Here is a 15,550-nt window from a genome sequence, read left to right as displayed (position 1 = left end):
CCCATCCGCATAGCGCATACCAACGGCATAGCGCGCAAATGACTGCCAGTCAGCTACACAAACAGGCCAATCACCTTGAAGCGCCAAGGTCAGTAAGCCCGGGGTTGAGTGTGTGGCGGACCTCCCCGGTAGATTGAACGTTGCGGCGGCGTCGGGGGCCCAGCCCGGAGCAGCCCGTGCGACAAGGTGCGGGTCGGCTGGCGTCGGGCCGCTGCCCGCCCGGTCCGGGCGCTGTCGGCCCCCGGACCTGCAACGGCGAGCTGATGGACGCGTTTCCTGGGAAAGGGAACCGTCGGCCCCCCGCGCCTGAACGCAGGTACGCGTCGTCGTCCAGACCGGCAGTGTCCGCATGCGATGTCTCGCCTGTTGGTGAAAGTCCGAACCGTGCTCAGGCCCGTCCGGCGGCGGCCAGCGCTTCCCGCAGGTGGAGGCTGAGGAGGGCGCCCTCGTCGCCGTCGACGTCCACGGAGGCGCGTAGCTCAGGCAGGTGGCTTTCCAGGCCGGCCAGCAACTGGTCGAGGGCGGGCGCGCTCCAGGCGCGGGCGTCGGGGACCGAGGTGTCGTCCTCGTCCTGTTCCTCCCACGGCCGTTCCACGGCGATCCAGCCTGTCGCCGGGCTGTAGACCACGCCCTGGCAGTAGGACATGCCGGTGTCCTCGTCGAAGACGGTGCGCAGGAAGTAGTGCACCGTCACGGTGCCGGCCCGCAGTGCCTCCACCTGTGCGGGGGTGACCTGCGAGGAGGTGTCGAGGTGCTCCTGGAGCTCGTAGGCAGCGAACTGCCCGAGGTCCGGGTCTCCGCCACCGGGTGCGAGCAGCCAGCGCTCCATGTCCCAGCCCCCGAGCTCGGGGTGCAGACGGTGAAACCCCTCGTCCACGACGGGGCTGCCCGCCTCGGCCGGACCAGGAGTGACGGCCCTCGGCGCCCGTCGTGGGTGGTGCTTCTTGTGGCGTCCCATCAGCCCCTGTCCTCCTCGAAGTCGCCCTCCGACCGTGCAGTTCACGGCCTTCGCGCGGCGCCCACATCGTAGGGCCGCGCCAGCGACCCCCATTTCGAGTCGGTCACTTTCTGAAATCGCAAGCAAGCCGTCCGTGCACACCGCTACCCTCGCGTCGACGACCGCGATCGTCCCGAAGCGGAGGAGGGAACACGGTGCAATCGGTCACCGCACGGTTCACCCAGCTGCAACACCACGTCGCCCAGCGACGCGGTGCCGTCGAGGCAGCTGAGCCCGCCAGCCCAGGCTTCGACGAGACGCTGGCGGCCCTGCTGACCGCCACCGATGCCCTCCTCGACCACACCGGCCGGATCCCGAACTACGGGAAGCCCCCGCACGCCGGACCACCGAGCTCACGGTGCTATGGGGCTCACGCGGCCACACCGCCCTCACCGGCCTCACCGCAGCCGTGGTGATCCCCGGCTGGATCGCCTGGGGCTGGCCGATCCTGCTGCTCCCCCTGCTGCTGGCGGGCCTGACAGCGGGGTGGAAGGTACAACCGGTACGGGCCGGCCGCCCGCACCGGGGCCGCCGCGCGAGCGCGGTCCTGGCCGCGGTGAGCGCGCTGCTGCTGAGCGCGGTGGTCGACATGCTGGCCATGACCGGCACCGTGTCGTGCGTGGACGCGGCCGGCGCGCCCTCGGCCACCGGCACCTTCGAGCGGACGGTCACCATGCCGGCCGCCGAGTGCACGGGCGACGAACACGGCGACACCTCGACCACGACCGTCCACTGGCTCGACGGGACCGTCTCCACCTTCCGGTTCGACAAGATCGACGTCGTCAAGGTGAACGGTACGGCCTCACTGGTCGTCACCCGCGGCGTCACCCCCGACAGCGCACGCTTCGCCGGCGACACCGTCAACGCCGTGGGCACCAGCACCGGCACCGGCTGCGGCACCCTCGCCGGTGAGACCGCCGTCGACTCCACCCTCGTGCTCCGCCTCACCCAGTGACCGGCCCGGCGACCGCCACCCGCCCCGCCCGCACCCGAAGGAAGACCGGCATGCCGCTCCCCTCGACCCAGCCCCACCCGGCCCCGGCCGACCCCACCACCCCGAAGGCCCGCATCTACGCCATGCTGGACACCGACGGAGACGGAGTCGCCTCCCGCCACGACTACTTCGTCCGCATCGAACGAACCCGGCGGGCAACCGGACGCGACGACGACGATCCCCTGGTCATCGCCGCGCGCACCACGGGCGAACGCGCCTGGGCCGCGATGGACGCCAACGGCGACGGCCTGATGACCTACCCGGAGTACGAGGCCTGGGTGGACGCCGAGAAGTTCGACACCGTCTGCCAGTACGCCCTGGGCGCCCTGTTCGACCTCGCCGACGCCGACCAGGACGGCGCCCTGGACCGGACGCAGTTCACCACGCTGCGCCAGGCCCTCGGCAACCGGGCCGACAACGCCGACGCCGCTTTCGACGCACTGGACGGCGACGGCGACGGACGCGTCGGCCGCCAGGAGTACCTGGCCTCGATCCGCGCGTACGTCACCGGCGACGGCTCCCCCACGGGCGATGCCCTGTACTGACCCGCTCCCGCACCGCCCTCGCTCCCGCCTGGGCGGTCACCGGCTCTCACCGGTGTGCCGACGACGACGCCGGCTCCTCGTGCACCAGACCCAGCACCTCCAGGAGGAGCCGGCAGTTCTCCGGGCCGAGCGCGCGGGCGGCTATCTCCCTGCGCGCCCGGCGTCGCACCGCTTCCGGCACCTCTCCGCCCGCCGGTTCGAGAACCTCGCCCACGGACGCCGGATCCCAGTTCGCATGAACCACCACATCACCCCTTCGCATGCGGATGAACCGTCCAGGCTACTGCGCCGGCACTGAGCACCGGAAGGGCGACGAGCGCCCCGGCCAGGGGTGTCACAAGCCCAGGACTGGACAGGCGCAGGACAACAGCTTCCACAGCTTCCAGACGCGAGGACGGGACACCATGACCTCCAAGAAGCCGGCAGCCCACCACTCCATGGACGAAGGGCAGGCCAGCCGCCACCAGGGGCGCCAGCACGGCTGGTCGGGCGACATCGACGCCGAGCACCAGGAACCGAACGACAGCGCCCACCGCTCCTTCCATCCCGACACCTACGCTCCCGAGCCCGGCCCGGGGCGCGAACCCGCCGCCGAGGAGCACCGCGAGGTGCCCGGGAACACCGTGCACAGCGAAGGCTCGCGCGGTGAGGACCAGGGGCCTTCCGAGAACCGACGCGACCACGGCCCGAAAGGCCCCTCCGGCCGCCCGTCGGGGTCGTACTCGCCCAAGACCCGCACCGGCATCGACCCGAAGGAGTCGGACAAACCCGAACCCGGCCACTGACCGGCCCCGCCCGAAGGCGCCTGAGCCCCGGTTCCTCCAGCGTTCCCGTCCGGTAGCGCGACGGCGTGCGCGTGCGGACGCCACTGCGCAGCCCACTCCGTAGCCCACTCCGCCGCACGCCCGCTCGCACTCGACGGGGGCACGACCGGTGCGCCACCCGATCGGGGGAACCGAGTGGCAAAGGCCGGTGGCACGCGCCCGGTCGCGCGGACACTGGGCCGGCATCGACGGGTTCGTGGTCTGGGAAGGTGTGCTGAGCGATGGGGAAGAGCGAGATCCTGCTGGCTTTGCCCGAGGGGCCGGTCCGGTCGGGAGCCGCCGGCGAACAACTCCGCCGGGTGGGAAAGGAGTTGGAGAACCGGGGCTTCGAGCTGCGCTGGGCCGCCAGCGCCCGCGACGCCCGGGCCGTGCTGCAGACCGAGGCGGGGATCGCCGCCGCCGTCGTCGCCTGGGAGCTCCCGCCCGGAGCCGGGCCCGACTCCGGCGCCGGCCCCGGGCCGGGCGGTGCCCGGGACGGTGGCGCCGCCGTGCTGCGGACGATCGGGCGGCGCTTCAAGGACCTCCCCTCCTTCCTCGTCATGTCGGACGACTCGGAGCGGGAGTTCGAGGCACTGCCGCTGTGGGTCTCGGAGGTGGTGACGGGGTACATCTGGCCCCTGGAGGACACCCCGGCCTTCGTCGCCGGCCGGGTCGAAGCCGCCGCGCGGGCCTACCACAGCGACATCCTGCCGCCATTCTTCAAAGCGCTGCGCGGGTTCGACGACGCGCACGAGTACTCCTGGCACACCCCCGCCCACTCGGGCGGCGTCGCGTTCCTCAAGTCCCCGGCCGGGCGGGCGTTCTTCGACTACTACGGCGAGCGCCTGTTCCGCACCGACCTGTCGATCTCGGTCGGCGAGCTCGGTTCCCTGTTCGAGCACAACGGCCCGATCGGCGAGGCCGAGCGCAACGCGGCCCGGGTCTTCGGGGCCGACCGCACCTACTTCGTGCTGCACGGCGACTCCACCGCCGACCGGATGGTGGGCCACTACAGCGTCACCCGGGACGAGATCGCGCTGGTGGACCGCAACTGCCACAAGTCGGTGCTGCACGGGCTGGTGATCTCCGGCGCCCGCCCGGTCTACCTGGTGCCCACCCGCAACGGGTACGGACTCGCCGGGCCCCTGCCGCCGACCGGGACGGATCCCGCGGCGGTGCGCGCCCGGATCGCGGCCAACCCGCTGGCCGCCGACGCCGTCGACGCCCAGGCGCAGTATGCCGTGATCACCAACTCGACCTACGACGGCCTCTGTTACGACACCGTCCGGACGGCCCGCGCGCTCGCACCCAGTACGCCCCGGCTGCACTTCGACGAGGCGTGGTTCGCCTACGCCCGTTTCCACCCCCTGTACGAAGGCCGCTACGGCATGGCGGTCGGCCCGGAGACCTTCGACGACCCGCTGCGGCCCACGGTCTTCTCCACCCAGTCGACGCACAAGCTGCTTGCCGCCCTCTCGCAGAGCGCGATGGTCCACGTGCGGTCGGCCCCCCGGGCACCGGTCGAGCACGAGCGGTTCAACGAGGCCTTCATGATGCACGGCACCACCTCGCCGTTCTACCCCGGGATCGCCTCGCTCGATGTCGCCACCGCCATGATGGACGGCCCGCAGGGGCAGTGGCTGATCGACGAGGCCGTCACCGAGGCCATCAGGTTCCGCCAGGCCGTCGTACGGACGGCACGGCGGATCGCCGCCGCCGGCGACCGGCCCGCGTGGTTCTTCGGCGTCTGGCAGCCGGACACCGTCACCGACCCGGCCACCGGTGAGCGCTTCGACTTCGCCGACGCCCCGGCCGCGCTGCTGAGCCGGGAGCCGAGCTGCTGGCACCTGGAACCGGGGGCGGACTGGCACGGCTTCCCCGATCTCACCGAGGGGTACTGCCTGCTCGACCCGGTCAAGGTCACGCTCACCTGCCCCGGTGTCACGGCCACCGGTCAGACGGCGGACTGGGGCGTTCCGGCCCGGATCCTGACCGCCTACCTGGCCGGCCGCGGCATCGTCGTCGAGAAGACCGACAGCTACAGTACCCTCCTCCTCTTCTCCATGGGCATCACCAAGGGCAAGTGGGGCACCCTGATGGACGCGCTGATGGACTTCAAGGCGCTGCACGACGGCGACGCCCCGGTCGACCGCGTCCTGCGCGACCTCGTCGAGCAGTACCCCCACCGTTACGCGGGCCTGACGCTCGGGCAGCTCTGCCGGCAGATGCACGAACACCTCACCGGGGCCGAGCTGATCGACGCCCTCGACACGGCGTTCCGTGAGCTGCCCGAGCCGGTCGCGCCGCCCCAGCACTGCTACCAGCAGCTGATCCGGGGCGGCACCGAGCGGCTGCCGCTGGCGCGGGCCGCCGGCCGGGTCGCGGCCGCGATGGTCACCGTCACGCCGCCCGGGATCCCGGTGCTGATGCCGGGCGAGGCGGTCGGCGGGCCCGACGGTCCACTGCTGCGCTACCTGGGGGCGCTGGAGGAGTTCGACCGGCAGTTCCCCGGGTTCCGCAGCGAGACCCACGGCGTCACGATCGACCCGGCCACCGGCGACTACCTGATCGAGTGCGTCCGCGAGCCGTGACCGGCCGCCGAAACCCGGCGCCGTGCGCCGTGTGAGCGCGGCCGGGGCAGGGGACTCTCGTGCGATGAAAACGGAAATCACCGTGCAGGTCGACGGGGCCCCGCGTCGGCTGACCGTCGACACGCGCACGACGCTGCTCGACGCCCTGCGTGAACGGCTCGGAGGGCGCTGTCACGTTGACCGAGAAGTGGGATGATCTTCGGGGCGGTCGTGGCTGGGAGGGCCTGTCGTGGGTGTCGTGTCACCGGCGTACACGAGGCACCGGTACCCGGTCGAGGTCATCTCCCACTGCGTGTGGCTGTACTTCCACTTCCCGCTCTCGTTCCGGGAGGTCGAGGAGCTGATGCTGCAGCGCGGCGTGATCGTCTCGCACGAGACGGTGCGCCGCTGGTGCGCCAAGTTCGGCCAGGCCTACGCGGACGGGCTGCGCCGCCGACGGCCCACGGCGGGCGACAAATGGCATCTCGACGAGGTCTTCATCAAGATCAACGGGGTACGGCAGTACCTGTGGCGGGCCGTCGACCAGTACGGCAACGTCCTGGACATCCTGGTCCAGTCCCGCCGGGACGCGAAGGCCGCCAAGCGCTTCATGGCCAAGCTGATGAAGAAGCAGCGCCGGGTCCCGCGGGTGCTGGTCACCGACAAGCTCCGCTCCTACGCTGTCGCCCACCGCGAGCTCATGCCCTCGGTCGAGCGCCGCTCGCACAAGGGGCTGAACAACCGGGCCGAGAACTCCCACCAGCCGACAAGGCAGCGCGAGCGCGCGATGAAAGGCTTCCGCTCCATGGGTGCGGCACAGCGGTTCCTGTCCGCGTTCAGCGGCATCTCACCCCACTTCCGCACCCGACGACATCTGCGCACCGCCGCCGAATACCGGCTTGAGATGACCATCCGCTTCACCATCTGGGACCACGTCACCGGGAACACCGGCCTGCCCGCCGCAGCCTGACCCAAGCCCCGAGACCGGCCCCATCACACCCCGATACAGCATCAGATGATCAAGCACCCGTTAACGTGACAGCACCGTGGAGACCTGCTGGACGATGTGCAGGCTGCGGCCGGGGCGCCGGGCAGCCCCGCCGACGCCTCGGTCTCCAACGAGGACCTGGCCGCAGGCCGTTACGACCGGGCGCGCTACGGAGCGGAGGTCGCCTGAGCAACCTTGGCCCTCCAGGGAAAACCAGGGGGTTTCACGGTTTCCGTGCGGTGGGCGGGAGACCGGCGGACCGGCAGGCGGCGACGGGCGGACGGCCCCGCCGCGAACGCGTCCGCCGCCGACGTCTTGCCAGCGGACCGGCCCCCTCCCTACCGTTGAATGGCGCAAGCTGACAGACCGTCTCACAACCCGTCGTGCCACCCCCACGAAGGAGCGACGATGTCCAGGACAGGTCCCCGGCGCCGACTCGGCGTCCGATCCCTTTGCACCCTCGCGGTCGCGCTCGGCCTGCTCGCCCCGGCCGCCGCCACCAGCAGCGCCGCCCCCGGAGCCACCACGGCGCTACGGGAGGTGATGTTCGTCGGCAACAACTGGGACGGCACCGCCGACGTGATCGAATCCTCCGGCGCCCTCAGCAAGGTCGGACGGATTGACGTCATCCCCGACAAGGACCAGCGGCTCGCCGAGATCTACCTCAACCCCGTCAAGCTCGGCTACTTCCTCGGCATCCGGCTCGGCCCCGGTGAGGGCCACGACCAGTTCGTCGACGACATGTACAGCACGCCGGACGGCACCGCCGTGGTCGTCTCCCGGCCCAGCTTCGCCGACGTGGTCTCCCTCGACCTCGCCACCGGGCGGGTCAACTGGCGCTTCCCGGTGGCGGGTTACCGCGCCGACCACATGGCGCTCTCGCCCGACGGCACCCGAGTGGCGGTCTCCGCCTCCACCGCCAACACCGTGCACGTCCTGGACGTCCGCACCGGCGCCGAACTCGGCTCGTTCCACACCGGGGACAAGCCGCACGAGAACATCTTCACCGACGGCGGCCGGCAGCTGTGGAACATGTCCATCGGCAACGTCGAAACCGCCCTGGACGCGCCCTGGCTGGACTGGACGAAGGGCGACCGGCACATCACCGTCGTCGACGCGGCCACCCTCACCCCGATCCGCGAGATCGACATGCGCAAGCGCCTCGACGACGCCGGCCTCGGCGGCCTCTCCAACGCCGTCCGGCCCGCCGTCTTCTCCCCGGACGGCACCCGGCTCTACTTCCAGGTGTCCTTCTTCAACGGATTCCTGGAGTACGACGTGGCCGCCGACCGGATCACCCGGGTGAAGACCCTCCCGGTCGACCCGGCCGCCAGTACCGACCGCACCACCTGGCCCAACGACTCCCGCCACCACGGCCTGTCGATGAGCCCGTCGGGCGACCGGATCTGCGTCGCGGGCACCGTGGACGACTACGCGACGGTGGTCGACCGCGCCACCCTCCAGGAGGGGCCGCTGGTGCCCGCGTCCAAACCGTATTGGGCGACGGTGAGCGGGGACGGCAAGTCCTGCCTGATCTCGGAGAGCGGCGCGGACCAGGTCACCGCCATCGACTTCGCGACCGGCCGCAAGACCGCATCGGTCGCCGTCGGCCGCCACCCCCAGCGTGTCCGCCTCGGCCACGTCCCCACCGGCTGGACCGGGCCCACGAGGCCGTAGCGCGCCGAGCCCGTGGCGGAGCGTCGGTCCTCTTCGGCGTGGCGGCGCGTTCGTCCCGGGCCAGCTTCGAGCCCTCCTTCCCCCCGATCGAGCCCCGGCACGTCCAGCACGGGCGCAGCGCGGCGTTGGCCGTGCGGGCGGCCTCCAGCTGTTCTTCGGCCTCCCGTTCCAGGCGCTCCTCGCGGTCCTGGTGGCAGGGCCAGCAGCGGCCGCCGGGGCGGCGGGTCCACTCGACCTGTCCCTGGCGGCCGTACTCCCAGGTGCTCTCCTCCTCGGGAACGTCGCCGCAGTCGATGCAGACCGGGGAGTCCATCAGCTCCTGGTGGGCCTTGTGCTCCTCGTCCTCGCGGGCGGCCTGGCGCTGGTCGTAGGCGGCCCGGTTGTTCGGGTTCTCCAGCGCCTCGATGAGGGAGTGCCGGCCCGAGCGGCCGAAGCGCCACCACACCGGCCCGAGCGGGCCGTGCTCGGCCAGCAGCTGAAGGGTGGTCGCGACGATGGGCACGGCGTCGTCGTATTCGCGCCAGCCGTCGTCGTTGTAGTCGCGGACCTCCCTGCGCCAGCGGCCGCGCCAGCAGCCGGCGGACAGGTCCCCGATCGCTTCCTGGCGGTTGGTCAGCGCGGTGGGGCCGGCGTCGGTGACGACCAGGGCGACGGGCGGGTACCCGGCGCGGGTGTGGGTGCCGGGGTAGGCACGGCGCCACCAGTGCACCGTCCGGTCGGCCGGCTCTTTCTCGGCGAGGGCCGGGTCGTTGTCGCGGACCGTGGTGCGGAACAGCTCGCGGTACCGGGGGAACTTCGCGGCGACGTCGGCCGGGGCCATGGTGGACCGGTCGACCTCGACCATCAGCACCGGCACCCCGACCTCCGGGGCCTGCCACACACCGTCCGGACGCACCTTGCGCCGCCCGCCCGGCAGCGGGAACTCGGTCTCGGTCGACCAGGACCGCACCGTGCCGACCCCGCCCGCGGCCCCGGGCGCGCTGCCGCCCAGGACGAACGCGGCGATCGTCTCGTTGACCGCCATCGCGTGCTGGGCACCAGTACGTCCGGCGCCCCGAGCCGTACCTCCCATCTCCGAGCGGACCATCCCGAGCACCGCAGCGGCCGCATCCAGCCCGGCCGCACCCTCCAGCCGCCACGTCTTGTGCCGATCCCGGGTATTGCCGTCCGAGGCGACCAGGCCATGCAACGCGAGATCGCCCAGCGCGCCGCCGCTCCCCGCTACTCGTTCGGCGGTGGACTGCTTCGCGAACGCCGGGCCGACGGCGTGACCGGCCTGGAACTCTCCACCACTGCAGCCCCCTGGGGAGAGTGAGCGGCCCCAGTGGCACGCCAGCTCAGCCGGGGATGACCCAGCTGAACCGGCTCCCCCGTGGCGGGGACACGCTGGCCGTGCAGGACCCGACGAGGCGTGCTTCGCCCTGTCAGAGCTGCGTCCATTGTCGGCGGGGGAGCAGCTGCCGCCGTGGGAGTAGTAGCGCAGACGCCGGCACCGGGGTGGTCGGCGTCCGCGCTGCCCTGGCGCAGCCAGTTGTCATCGACGCCGTCCGTGCAGGCGGCGAAGCCACCGCAACCCCCGCCCGCGACCGCGACCGCGACCGCGGGACCGTAGTCACTCCCCCACCGGCCCGAGTCCAGCCAGCCCGGTGGCCTCCACCCGCCCTCGGGGTGGAGGCCACCGCCACACCGTGCGGTCGGGGACCGCCAGGCACTGTGCCGTGGTGCGGACATGCGCGCGGGTGAGCCGGCCCTCGGTACGCATGGCGAGCAGACGGCGCACCACGGGAGCGCGCAGGACCTTCAACGACGCCACGTCCAGAGCGGGCTCGGCCCCGGCCGGCGCAGAGCCGAGCGGCTCCTGCGCGAGCTCGGCCACCCCGGCGACCACGACGACGTCGCCCTCCTGATCGCCCGGGTACGGCCCGACGGGTCGGGAAGCGGCCCGTCATGAACGATGGAGCGGCCGGGACGCCGATCGGGTGAGGGAGATGGTTTCCACCTTTCACTCCGCGATGCTTCGACTGCGGAGAGTTGTTGGTGGCCTAGCGTGATGACGCACCATCCCCGAGCGCCGGCCCCTGGCCTGGGTGGTCTGCCATGGCCGAAAGGGAATGACCATGCACGTTGTCTCCAGCCGCACCCCGCTCACCAGGGCCGCCCTCGCAGCCTGTGCGGTGTCGGTGCTGCTCTCACCGTCCGCGATCGCTGCCCGGGCGGAAGCCGGCACACCCGGGGGCGGCCGGGGCGCGGTGGTCACTCTGAGGACCGCGAGAGTCGGGGCACCCGGGAACCCGTCGGTCGCCGTGGTGCCGTTCACCGACGCGATCTACCAGTCCTGCGCCGACGCGCCACCGGACTCGACGGACTGCCTGACGGTCGGTAGCGTCGGCGCCCCCTACGAGATCGGACAGCTCGAGGTCACCGTGGGCCAGTGGGTGGCCTTCCTGAACACGGTCGACCGCCGCGGGCGCGATCCGCACGACCTGTACGACCGGAGCGAGAGCGCGGCGGCCTGGCCCAAGTACGGCCCGATCAAGTTCTCGCCCACCGCGGCCGCCGGCCACCACTACTCCGTGGCCTACCCCGAGTGGGCGGATAAACCGTACGGCTTCGCCGACTTCCTCAGGGCGGCCCGGTTCGTCAACTCCCTCTACAACGGACGTCTGGTCTCCAGGCGGACCGACACCAGCGGCGGCTTCGAGTACGTCACCTACCAGGTGGAACTATCGACGCAGACCGAACGCGGGATGTACGACCTCGCCCGGCCCGACGCCACCCGCGCCCACGACTCCGGCTTCGTGGTGCCCAGTCAGGACGAATGGATCAAGGCCGCCTACTACGACCCCAACGGCGGCGGCACCTACTCCTACTGGAAGTACCCGACCAACCCCGGCGTCTTCGGCGACGGCGACGCGAGCGCACCGTCACCCACCGTCCTCGACCCCGCCACGGGCGACGTCACGAACGCCGCCACCCAGCCGCTCGCCTCCTACCACGCCACCAACCAGCCCGCCCCGAGCTGGTGCCCCGGCCAGGTGCAACCGGCCGTCTGCTCGACCGTCAACCCCTTCGGACTGGACCCCCTCGCCTACCGCGCGTTCTACCAGGGCAGCCTCAGCACCGTCGGCCAGGCCCGGACCACCTCCCCGTGGGGCACCCTCGACCAGGGTGGCAACGCGGTCGAGTGGACCGACACCATCACCCCCGCACCCGCCGGTGGCGACTCCGCCCGGGTCTGGCGCCGGCAGCACGGAGGAGTCTCCAACGCTCCGGCCTACCAGATGTGGCCGTCCGCCGTCGGTCTGGAACCACAGGACAATCCCTTCTTCAGCCACGTCTATCCCTGGCTCGGGTTCCGGATCGGCGTGATCGGCGACCGCAGCCCCTGGGCCCCCTGACTCCCTGACACCCTGTCGGCGCCGTCGGACGGTAGCGGCGCGGGCAGACCGCCACAGCGGCGGACACGGCACGGACAGCGTCCCGGGCGCGCCGAAGCGACAGGCAACGGCGTGGCAGTACCCGGGGCTTGCGCGTGAACATGGCGGGCGTCCACGCAACGAGGAGCACAGGCGCAGCCAGCGGCGAAGGGTGTCAAGAGTCCGGCGTCGGCCGATGAACCCAGGGAAACCGGTCCGTCCGCACGCGGGCGCTGCAAGACGCGGGTGCGACGGTCGGTGGCATGCCTGTGCCAGTCGGGCGTGGGAGGGGAACCGTGCTCGGCCAGCAGCTGAAGGGTGGCGGCCACGATGGGCACGGCGTCGTCGTACTCGCGCCAACCGTCCTTTGCGGTGCGGTGCGGGAGCCGCACCCGCGGTGCGGTGCGCGCGGAGCCCGCGCGGCCTGTCCATAGGCGCGCCGCGCGCTGCTTGGGAGCGTGCCCGGCAGGTTCTGCGACCAAGGTTGCGGGGCCGTGCTGACATCTCACCGGCAGCGTTCTCACAGCCCCGGCAACCGGCTGACACCCTGCCGCCACCCGGCTGACATCCCCTGACAGCGCCCGGGTGGCCCGTCGATCGCCCGGTTCCGCAACCGGGTGCAGGCGCCCTTCCAGGAGCCGTACCCGGCGGGCAGGTACACCCACTGTGAGCCCACCACCCGGATCACCCTCGGCTGACTGAGGTCCTTGAGCAGCCGCTCACGTGACCGGCGCGAGCGTGGGGTAGACGTCCCGCCAGCGGTAGCGGGAGCTGTGATGGTGCCAGTGCACGTAGCCGGTCATGAAGCGGTCGAGGTGGGAACGTTGCTCGTCGCCGGCCAGCCGGTGGAGGCGGCGGTGGGTGGCCCGTGCTCCGGCGAGGGTTTCGCGGTAGGCGTCGAGGTAGGAGATCTTGCGTGTCATGGCGTGGCGATAGATCCGGCTGGCCAGGAAGTCGTCTCCGTCGACCGCCTCCTTGTAGAACGACAGCAGGTCGTTGAAGTCGTTGAGGAAGTCGACGCTGGGGCTCAGCGCCGCCGCCCAGAACCGCCGGTTGCTGCGGCTGTCCAAACAGGGGGCGGCGAACTGGAGCGCGGTGGAGAAGAGTTCGCAGTGGCCCGAGCGCACCCGGACGGACTCGGTGTCGATGTCGTCGCACGCGTCCGCGGTGAACTCGCCTTCCATCAGGACACCCGTCATCGCGTTGTAGAAGAACATCTTGTAGGTGGCGAGGAACGTGGCGTCGCAGAACCGGCCCAGGTCGTCGAACATGTACCGGGCGTACCGGGCGTTGGGCGATGACGAGCCCCGTTCGGGCAGCATCCCGGCCTGCAGGATGGCCTCGAACTCCACACGGTCACGCGCGCAAACGTCGTCGACGTAGGCGAAGAACGTCCAGGCCCGGCTAAGAGCCAGCAGGAGATCTCGGTCCAGGTCCGGCAACAGCACAGAGCACATCGGGGCCACATCACGGACCACGGCCGCCGGGCACGGGATACCGAAGGCGGCCAGCTCGGCCGTCAGCGTCCCGGCGACGGCACGAGCCCCGTCCCTGTCGACAGCGTGTGTGACGGTGCCGAACTCGATGCCGATCTCCTCGACCAGGCCGGTGGCAATGACCTCGGCGGCCATCCCGCGCAACCTCGGGTCCGCGATGGCGTCCAGAGCGCCCCGCGGGGTGAACCGGAGGGTGTCGACGCCCGGCGGCGCCGGATGCCTGACGGTACGGCGATGTGTCACGGTGATACTCCTGCGCTGCCTCGAACCAATACCCTTCGCTCAGGTAACGGCGCCAAGACCCGATCGGCACGGTCTCCGGGCACGAGCGCGCCGATCTCGGTGATCAGCGCGGCGCAGCAGGGCGAGGGCCGTGTCGGCGTCGGGGCAGCGCAGGGGTTCGCCGCTGGCGGCGTTGGCGACGAGGCTGCTGTCGATCAGGGCGGTCCAGGTGCCGCGCTGGACGTCGTACTCCTCGATCCTGCCGACGGGGTGGCCGGCCTGCTGGAGTTCCTGGACGCCCGGGTGGTCGGGCCAGGTGAGCAGGAAGAGGCCGTCGCCGAGCGGGGAGCGGTTCGGTGCGCCCAGGCCGCGGGCGCTGGGTGTGCTCCAGCCGGTCGGGCGCTTGAGGGCCAGGCGCGGCACGCCGGCCACCGCGCGCTGGGCGCGGAGCCGGTTGGTGTGGGCGCGCTGGAGGGCGTCCAGGGCGTCGCGACGGTGCGGTGGGTGCGGGCCCCGCTGGCTCGGTCGGTCAGGATCACGGCGGCCCGCTCATCCCGGCACTCGGCGGCGATGTGCCCGGCCTGGCCCACGGGCTGTCCGGCAGCGGCGCGGTCCAGCCGATCGGCCGGCCCCGGTGGAGCAGCTGGTGGACGTCCTCGGCCTGCGGGTCGTCCCAGGAGGCCGCCAGCCAGCCCTCGCCGAGTGTCGGGCTCACGGCCGCAGGGAGACCCGCGTGACCAGAGCCCTCACCGTCACCGGCCTTGGCCTGGACTTCCCCCACGCTGTTCAAGCCGCGCGCATCCTGCGACACCGCACCGACCTCACCACCGGCAAGTGCAGCCGCCAGACCGTCTACGCGATCACCGACCTGACCTCGCAGGAAGCCTCGCCCGAGCAGCTCGGCCGACTCGCCAGATCGCAGTGGACCATCGAGAACCGGCTCCACTTCATCCGCGACACCACCTTCGCCGAGGACGCCTCCAAGATCCGCAAGGGTCACGGCCCGGAGAACATGGCAACCCTGCGGAACCTTGCGATCAACGCCCTCCGCACCGCCGGGCACCGCAACATCGCTGCCGGCCTCCGCCACGCCTCCTACGAGCCCTTCACCCGCCCGCTCGACCTCCTGGGCATCGCCTGACCAGCGAACTCACGAGATCACCGGACTTTGCAACACCCCTGCCGCCGGATGCGGTCGTGTGTGCCACGACGCGCCCACCGCATTGCGCCGGCCGGACACCGTCCGGCGCAGTGCGGGGATGTCAGAGGTGGCCGGGGAAGGAGACGGTCAGGGTGTTGCTCTCCTTGACTTCGTGCTCGATGAAGTGGAGCGCTTACCTGTCTGTCACGGTGTGGTCGGGCAGCTGAAGTTGATGTTGTCAGCCCAGTAACTGCCGCCGAAGATGTCAACCTTGGTGCCGGCGCCCCCTGGGCCGGCGTGCGGGTTGGTGGCGTTCGCGCAGTATGCGGCCTGGGCGACTTGGAGGGTCGGGTACGGGCCCAGCTTTGCGGTGAACTGCAAGGGGACGTCAGCGCCGCCCTGGTCGGCGCATTTGCCGCCGTCGATGAAGTCGCAGGTGCGTTTGCCGGTGACGTCGTCGGGGGTGCCGACGAGGATGTTCCCTGGATCGGCGACGTTGGTGAGGATGAAGACGTAGTAGGACGGGCTGGAGGACGTCTCACTCGGGGTTTGCGTCGTCGGCGTCTCACTCGGAGTTTGCGTCGTCGGCGTCTCACTCGACGGCTGAGAGGACGTTAAGTCCGTTTCTGGTAGATGCCTCGTCCGGGTTGGGTGAGGAAGCCCTGGCGGGTGAGGCGTCCGAGGCGGGAGCGGGTGACATT

General features: G+C 71.4%; 17 protein-coding genes and 1 pseudogene. 11 read left to right on the top strand and 7 right to left on the bottom strand.

Translation table 11 applies throughout. The features are described 5' to 3' along the window. Positions 1 to 388 precede the first annotated feature (388 nt). Positions 389 to 958 (bottom strand): hypothetical protein, encoded by a 570-nt coding sequence (locus ACZ52R_RS42630; protein WP_465626215.1) that lies wholly within the window; start codon positions 956 to 958, stop codon positions 389 to 391. 397 nt (positions 959 to 1,355) lie between these two features. Between ACZ52R_RS42630 and ACZ52R_RS42625 the strand changes: the two genes are divergently transcribed. After that, entirely contained in the window at positions 1,356 to 1,952 is a 597-nt protein-coding gene (locus ACZ52R_RS42625) for a hypothetical protein (protein ID WP_465626217.1), read from the top strand. Positions 1,953 to 2,002: 50 nt separating this feature from the next. Then, positions 2,003 to 2,536, top strand: coding sequence for an EF-hand domain-containing protein (locus ACZ52R_RS42620; RefSeq protein WP_465626219.1), 534 nt, complete (start codon positions 2,003 to 2,005; stop codon positions 2,534 to 2,536). Positions 2,537 to 2,582: 46 nt separating this feature from the next. On the opposite strand, the gene ACZ52R_RS42615 is transcribed toward ACZ52R_RS42620, so the two are convergent. Further along, complete coding sequence (locus tag ACZ52R_RS42615; RefSeq protein WP_465626221.1) at positions 2,583 to 2,750, bottom strand: hypothetical protein; 168 nt, start codon at positions 2,748 to 2,750, stop codon at positions 2,583 to 2,585. 190 nt (positions 2,751 to 2,940) lie between these two features. Here ACZ52R_RS42615 and ACZ52R_RS42610 point away from each other — a divergent pair, with 190 nt between their 5' ends. From ACZ52R_RS42610 to ACZ52R_RS42590, 5 genes are all read left to right on the top strand, one after another. Further along, on the top strand, positions 2,941 to 3,321 hold the full coding sequence (locus ACZ52R_RS42610) for a hypothetical protein (RefSeq protein ID WP_465626223.1): 381 nt from the start codon (positions 2,941 to 2,943) through the stop codon (positions 3,319 to 3,321). Between the two features lie 260 nt (positions 3,322 to 3,581). Continuing rightward, positions 3,582 to 5,930: an Orn/Lys/Arg family decarboxylase gene (locus ACZ52R_RS42605; protein ID WP_465626225.1), complete on the top strand. Its 2,349-nt coding sequence runs from the start codon at positions 3,582 to 3,584 to the stop codon at positions 5,928 to 5,930. A 64-nt stretch (positions 5,931 to 5,994) separates the two neighbouring features. After that, positions 5,995 to 6,126 carry a hypothetical protein gene (locus tag ACZ52R_RS42600; protein ID WP_465755492.1) on the top strand — a complete coding sequence of 44 codons (132 nt, stop codon included), beginning with the start codon at positions 5,995 to 5,997 and terminating at the stop codon, positions 6,124 to 6,126. A 33-nt stretch (positions 6,127 to 6,159) separates the two neighbouring features. Beyond that, complete coding sequence (locus tag ACZ52R_RS42595) at positions 6,160 to 6,879, top strand: IS6 family transposase (protein ID WP_465626227.1); 720 nt, start codon at positions 6,160 to 6,162, stop codon at positions 6,877 to 6,879. Positions 6,880 to 7,305: 426 nt separating this feature from the next. Beyond that, positions 7,306 to 8,574, top strand: coding sequence for a YncE family protein (locus tag ACZ52R_RS42590; protein WP_465626229.1), 1,269 nt, complete (start codon positions 7,306 to 7,308; stop codon positions 8,572 to 8,574). Here the strand turns inward: ACZ52R_RS42590 and ACZ52R_RS42585 are convergent. Beyond that, positions 8,456 to 9,763, bottom strand: coding sequence for a replication-relaxation family protein (locus ACZ52R_RS42585; protein WP_465755491.1), 1,308 nt, complete (start codon positions 9,761 to 9,763; stop codon positions 8,456 to 8,458). The genes ACZ52R_RS42590 and ACZ52R_RS42585 overlap by 119 nt on opposite strands. On the opposite strand from ACZ52R_RS42585, the gene ACZ52R_RS42580 reads away from it, so the two are divergent. The 3 genes from ACZ52R_RS42580 to ACZ52R_RS42570 all read left to right on the top strand — a co-directional run bounded on the left by ACZ52R_RS42580 (position 9,758) and on the right by ACZ52R_RS42570 (position 11,972). Beyond that, on the top strand, positions 9,758 to 9,889 hold the full coding sequence (locus tag ACZ52R_RS42580) for a hypothetical protein (RefSeq protein ID WP_465626233.1): 132 nt from the start codon (positions 9,758 to 9,760) through the stop codon (positions 9,887 to 9,889). The two genes, ACZ52R_RS42585 and ACZ52R_RS42580, sit on opposite strands and share 6 nt — an antisense overlap. A 414-nt stretch (positions 9,890 to 10,303) precedes the next feature. Beyond that, entirely contained in the window at positions 10,304 to 10,525 is a 222-nt protein-coding gene (locus tag ACZ52R_RS42575) for a hypothetical protein (RefSeq protein ID WP_465626235.1), read from the top strand. A gap of 166 nt (positions 10,526 to 10,691) precedes the next feature. After that, positions 10,692 to 11,972 (top strand): hypothetical protein, encoded by a 1,281-nt coding sequence (locus tag ACZ52R_RS42570; protein ID WP_465626237.1) that lies wholly within the window; start codon positions 10,692 to 10,694, stop codon positions 11,970 to 11,972. Positions 11,973 to 12,709: 737 nt separating this feature from the next. On the opposite strand, the gene ACZ52R_RS42565 is transcribed toward ACZ52R_RS42570, so the two are convergent. The 3 genes from ACZ52R_RS42565 to ACZ52R_RS42555 form a co-directional block, all read right to left on the bottom strand. After that, entirely contained in the window at positions 12,710 to 13,729 is a 1,020-nt protein-coding gene (locus ACZ52R_RS42565) for a hypothetical protein (RefSeq protein ID WP_465755490.1), read from the bottom strand. Positions 13,730 to 13,768: 39 nt separating this feature from the next. Beyond that, entirely contained in the window at positions 13,769 to 14,131 is a 363-nt protein-coding gene (locus ACZ52R_RS42560) for a hypothetical protein (RefSeq protein WP_465626663.1), read from the bottom strand. A gap of 112 nt (positions 14,132 to 14,243) precedes the next feature. Further along, positions 14,244 to 14,423, bottom strand: coding sequence for a hypothetical protein (locus tag ACZ52R_RS42555; protein ID WP_465626665.1), 180 nt, complete (start codon positions 14,421 to 14,423; stop codon positions 14,244 to 14,246). A gap of 18 nt (positions 14,424 to 14,441) precedes the next feature. Between ACZ52R_RS42555 and ACZ52R_RS42550 the strand changes: the two genes are divergently transcribed. Next, entirely contained in the window at positions 14,442 to 14,849 is a 408-nt protein-coding gene (locus ACZ52R_RS42550) for a transposase (protein WP_465626667.1), read from the top strand. Positions 14,850 to 15,053: 204 nt separating this feature from the next. On the opposite strand, the pseudogene ACZ52R_RS42545 reads toward ACZ52R_RS42550, so the two are convergent. Further along, positions 15,054 to 15,550, bottom strand: a pseudogene (locus tag ACZ52R_RS42545) (hypothetical protein); the annotation flags it as partial.

The organism is Kitasatospora sp. NPDC034023 (assembly GCF_055575795.1).
Note: the sequence above shows the minus strand (reverse complement) of the source record. Positions and strands in the feature narration are given on the sequence as shown.

Coding starts and splice junctions, on each gene's coding strand:
- ACZ52R_RS42610 (WP_465626223.1), top strand. CDS start 2,941: ATGACCTCCAAGAAGCCGGCAGCCCACCACTCCATGGACGAAGGGCAG.
- ACZ52R_RS42620 (WP_465626219.1), top strand. CDS start 2,003: ATGCCGCTCCCCTCGACCCAGCCCCACCCGGCCCCGGCCGACCCCACC.
- ACZ52R_RS42580 (WP_465626233.1), top strand. CDS start 9,758: ATGCAACGCGAGATCGCCCAGCGCGCCGCCGCTCCCCGCTACTCGTTC.
- ACZ52R_RS42570 (WP_465626237.1), top strand. CDS start 10,692: ATGCACGTTGTCTCCAGCCGCACCCCGCTCACCAGGGCCGCCCTCGCA.
- ACZ52R_RS42575 (WP_465626235.1), top strand. CDS start 10,304: ATGCGCGCGGGTGAGCCGGCCCTCGGTACGCATGGCGAGCAGACGGCG.
- ACZ52R_RS42590 (WP_465626229.1), top strand. CDS start 7,306: ATGTCCAGGACAGGTCCCCGGCGCCGACTCGGCGTCCGATCCCTTTGC.
- ACZ52R_RS42600 (WP_465755492.1), top strand. CDS start 5,995: ATGAAAACGGAAATCACCGTGCAGGTCGACGGGGCCCCGCGTCGGCTG.
- ACZ52R_RS42605 (WP_465626225.1), top strand. CDS start 3,582: ATGGGGAAGAGCGAGATCCTGCTGGCTTTGCCCGAGGGGCCGGTCCGG.
- ACZ52R_RS42630 (WP_465626215.1), bottom strand. CDS start 958: ATGGGACGCCACAAGAAGCACCACCCACGACGGGCGCCGAGGGCCGTC.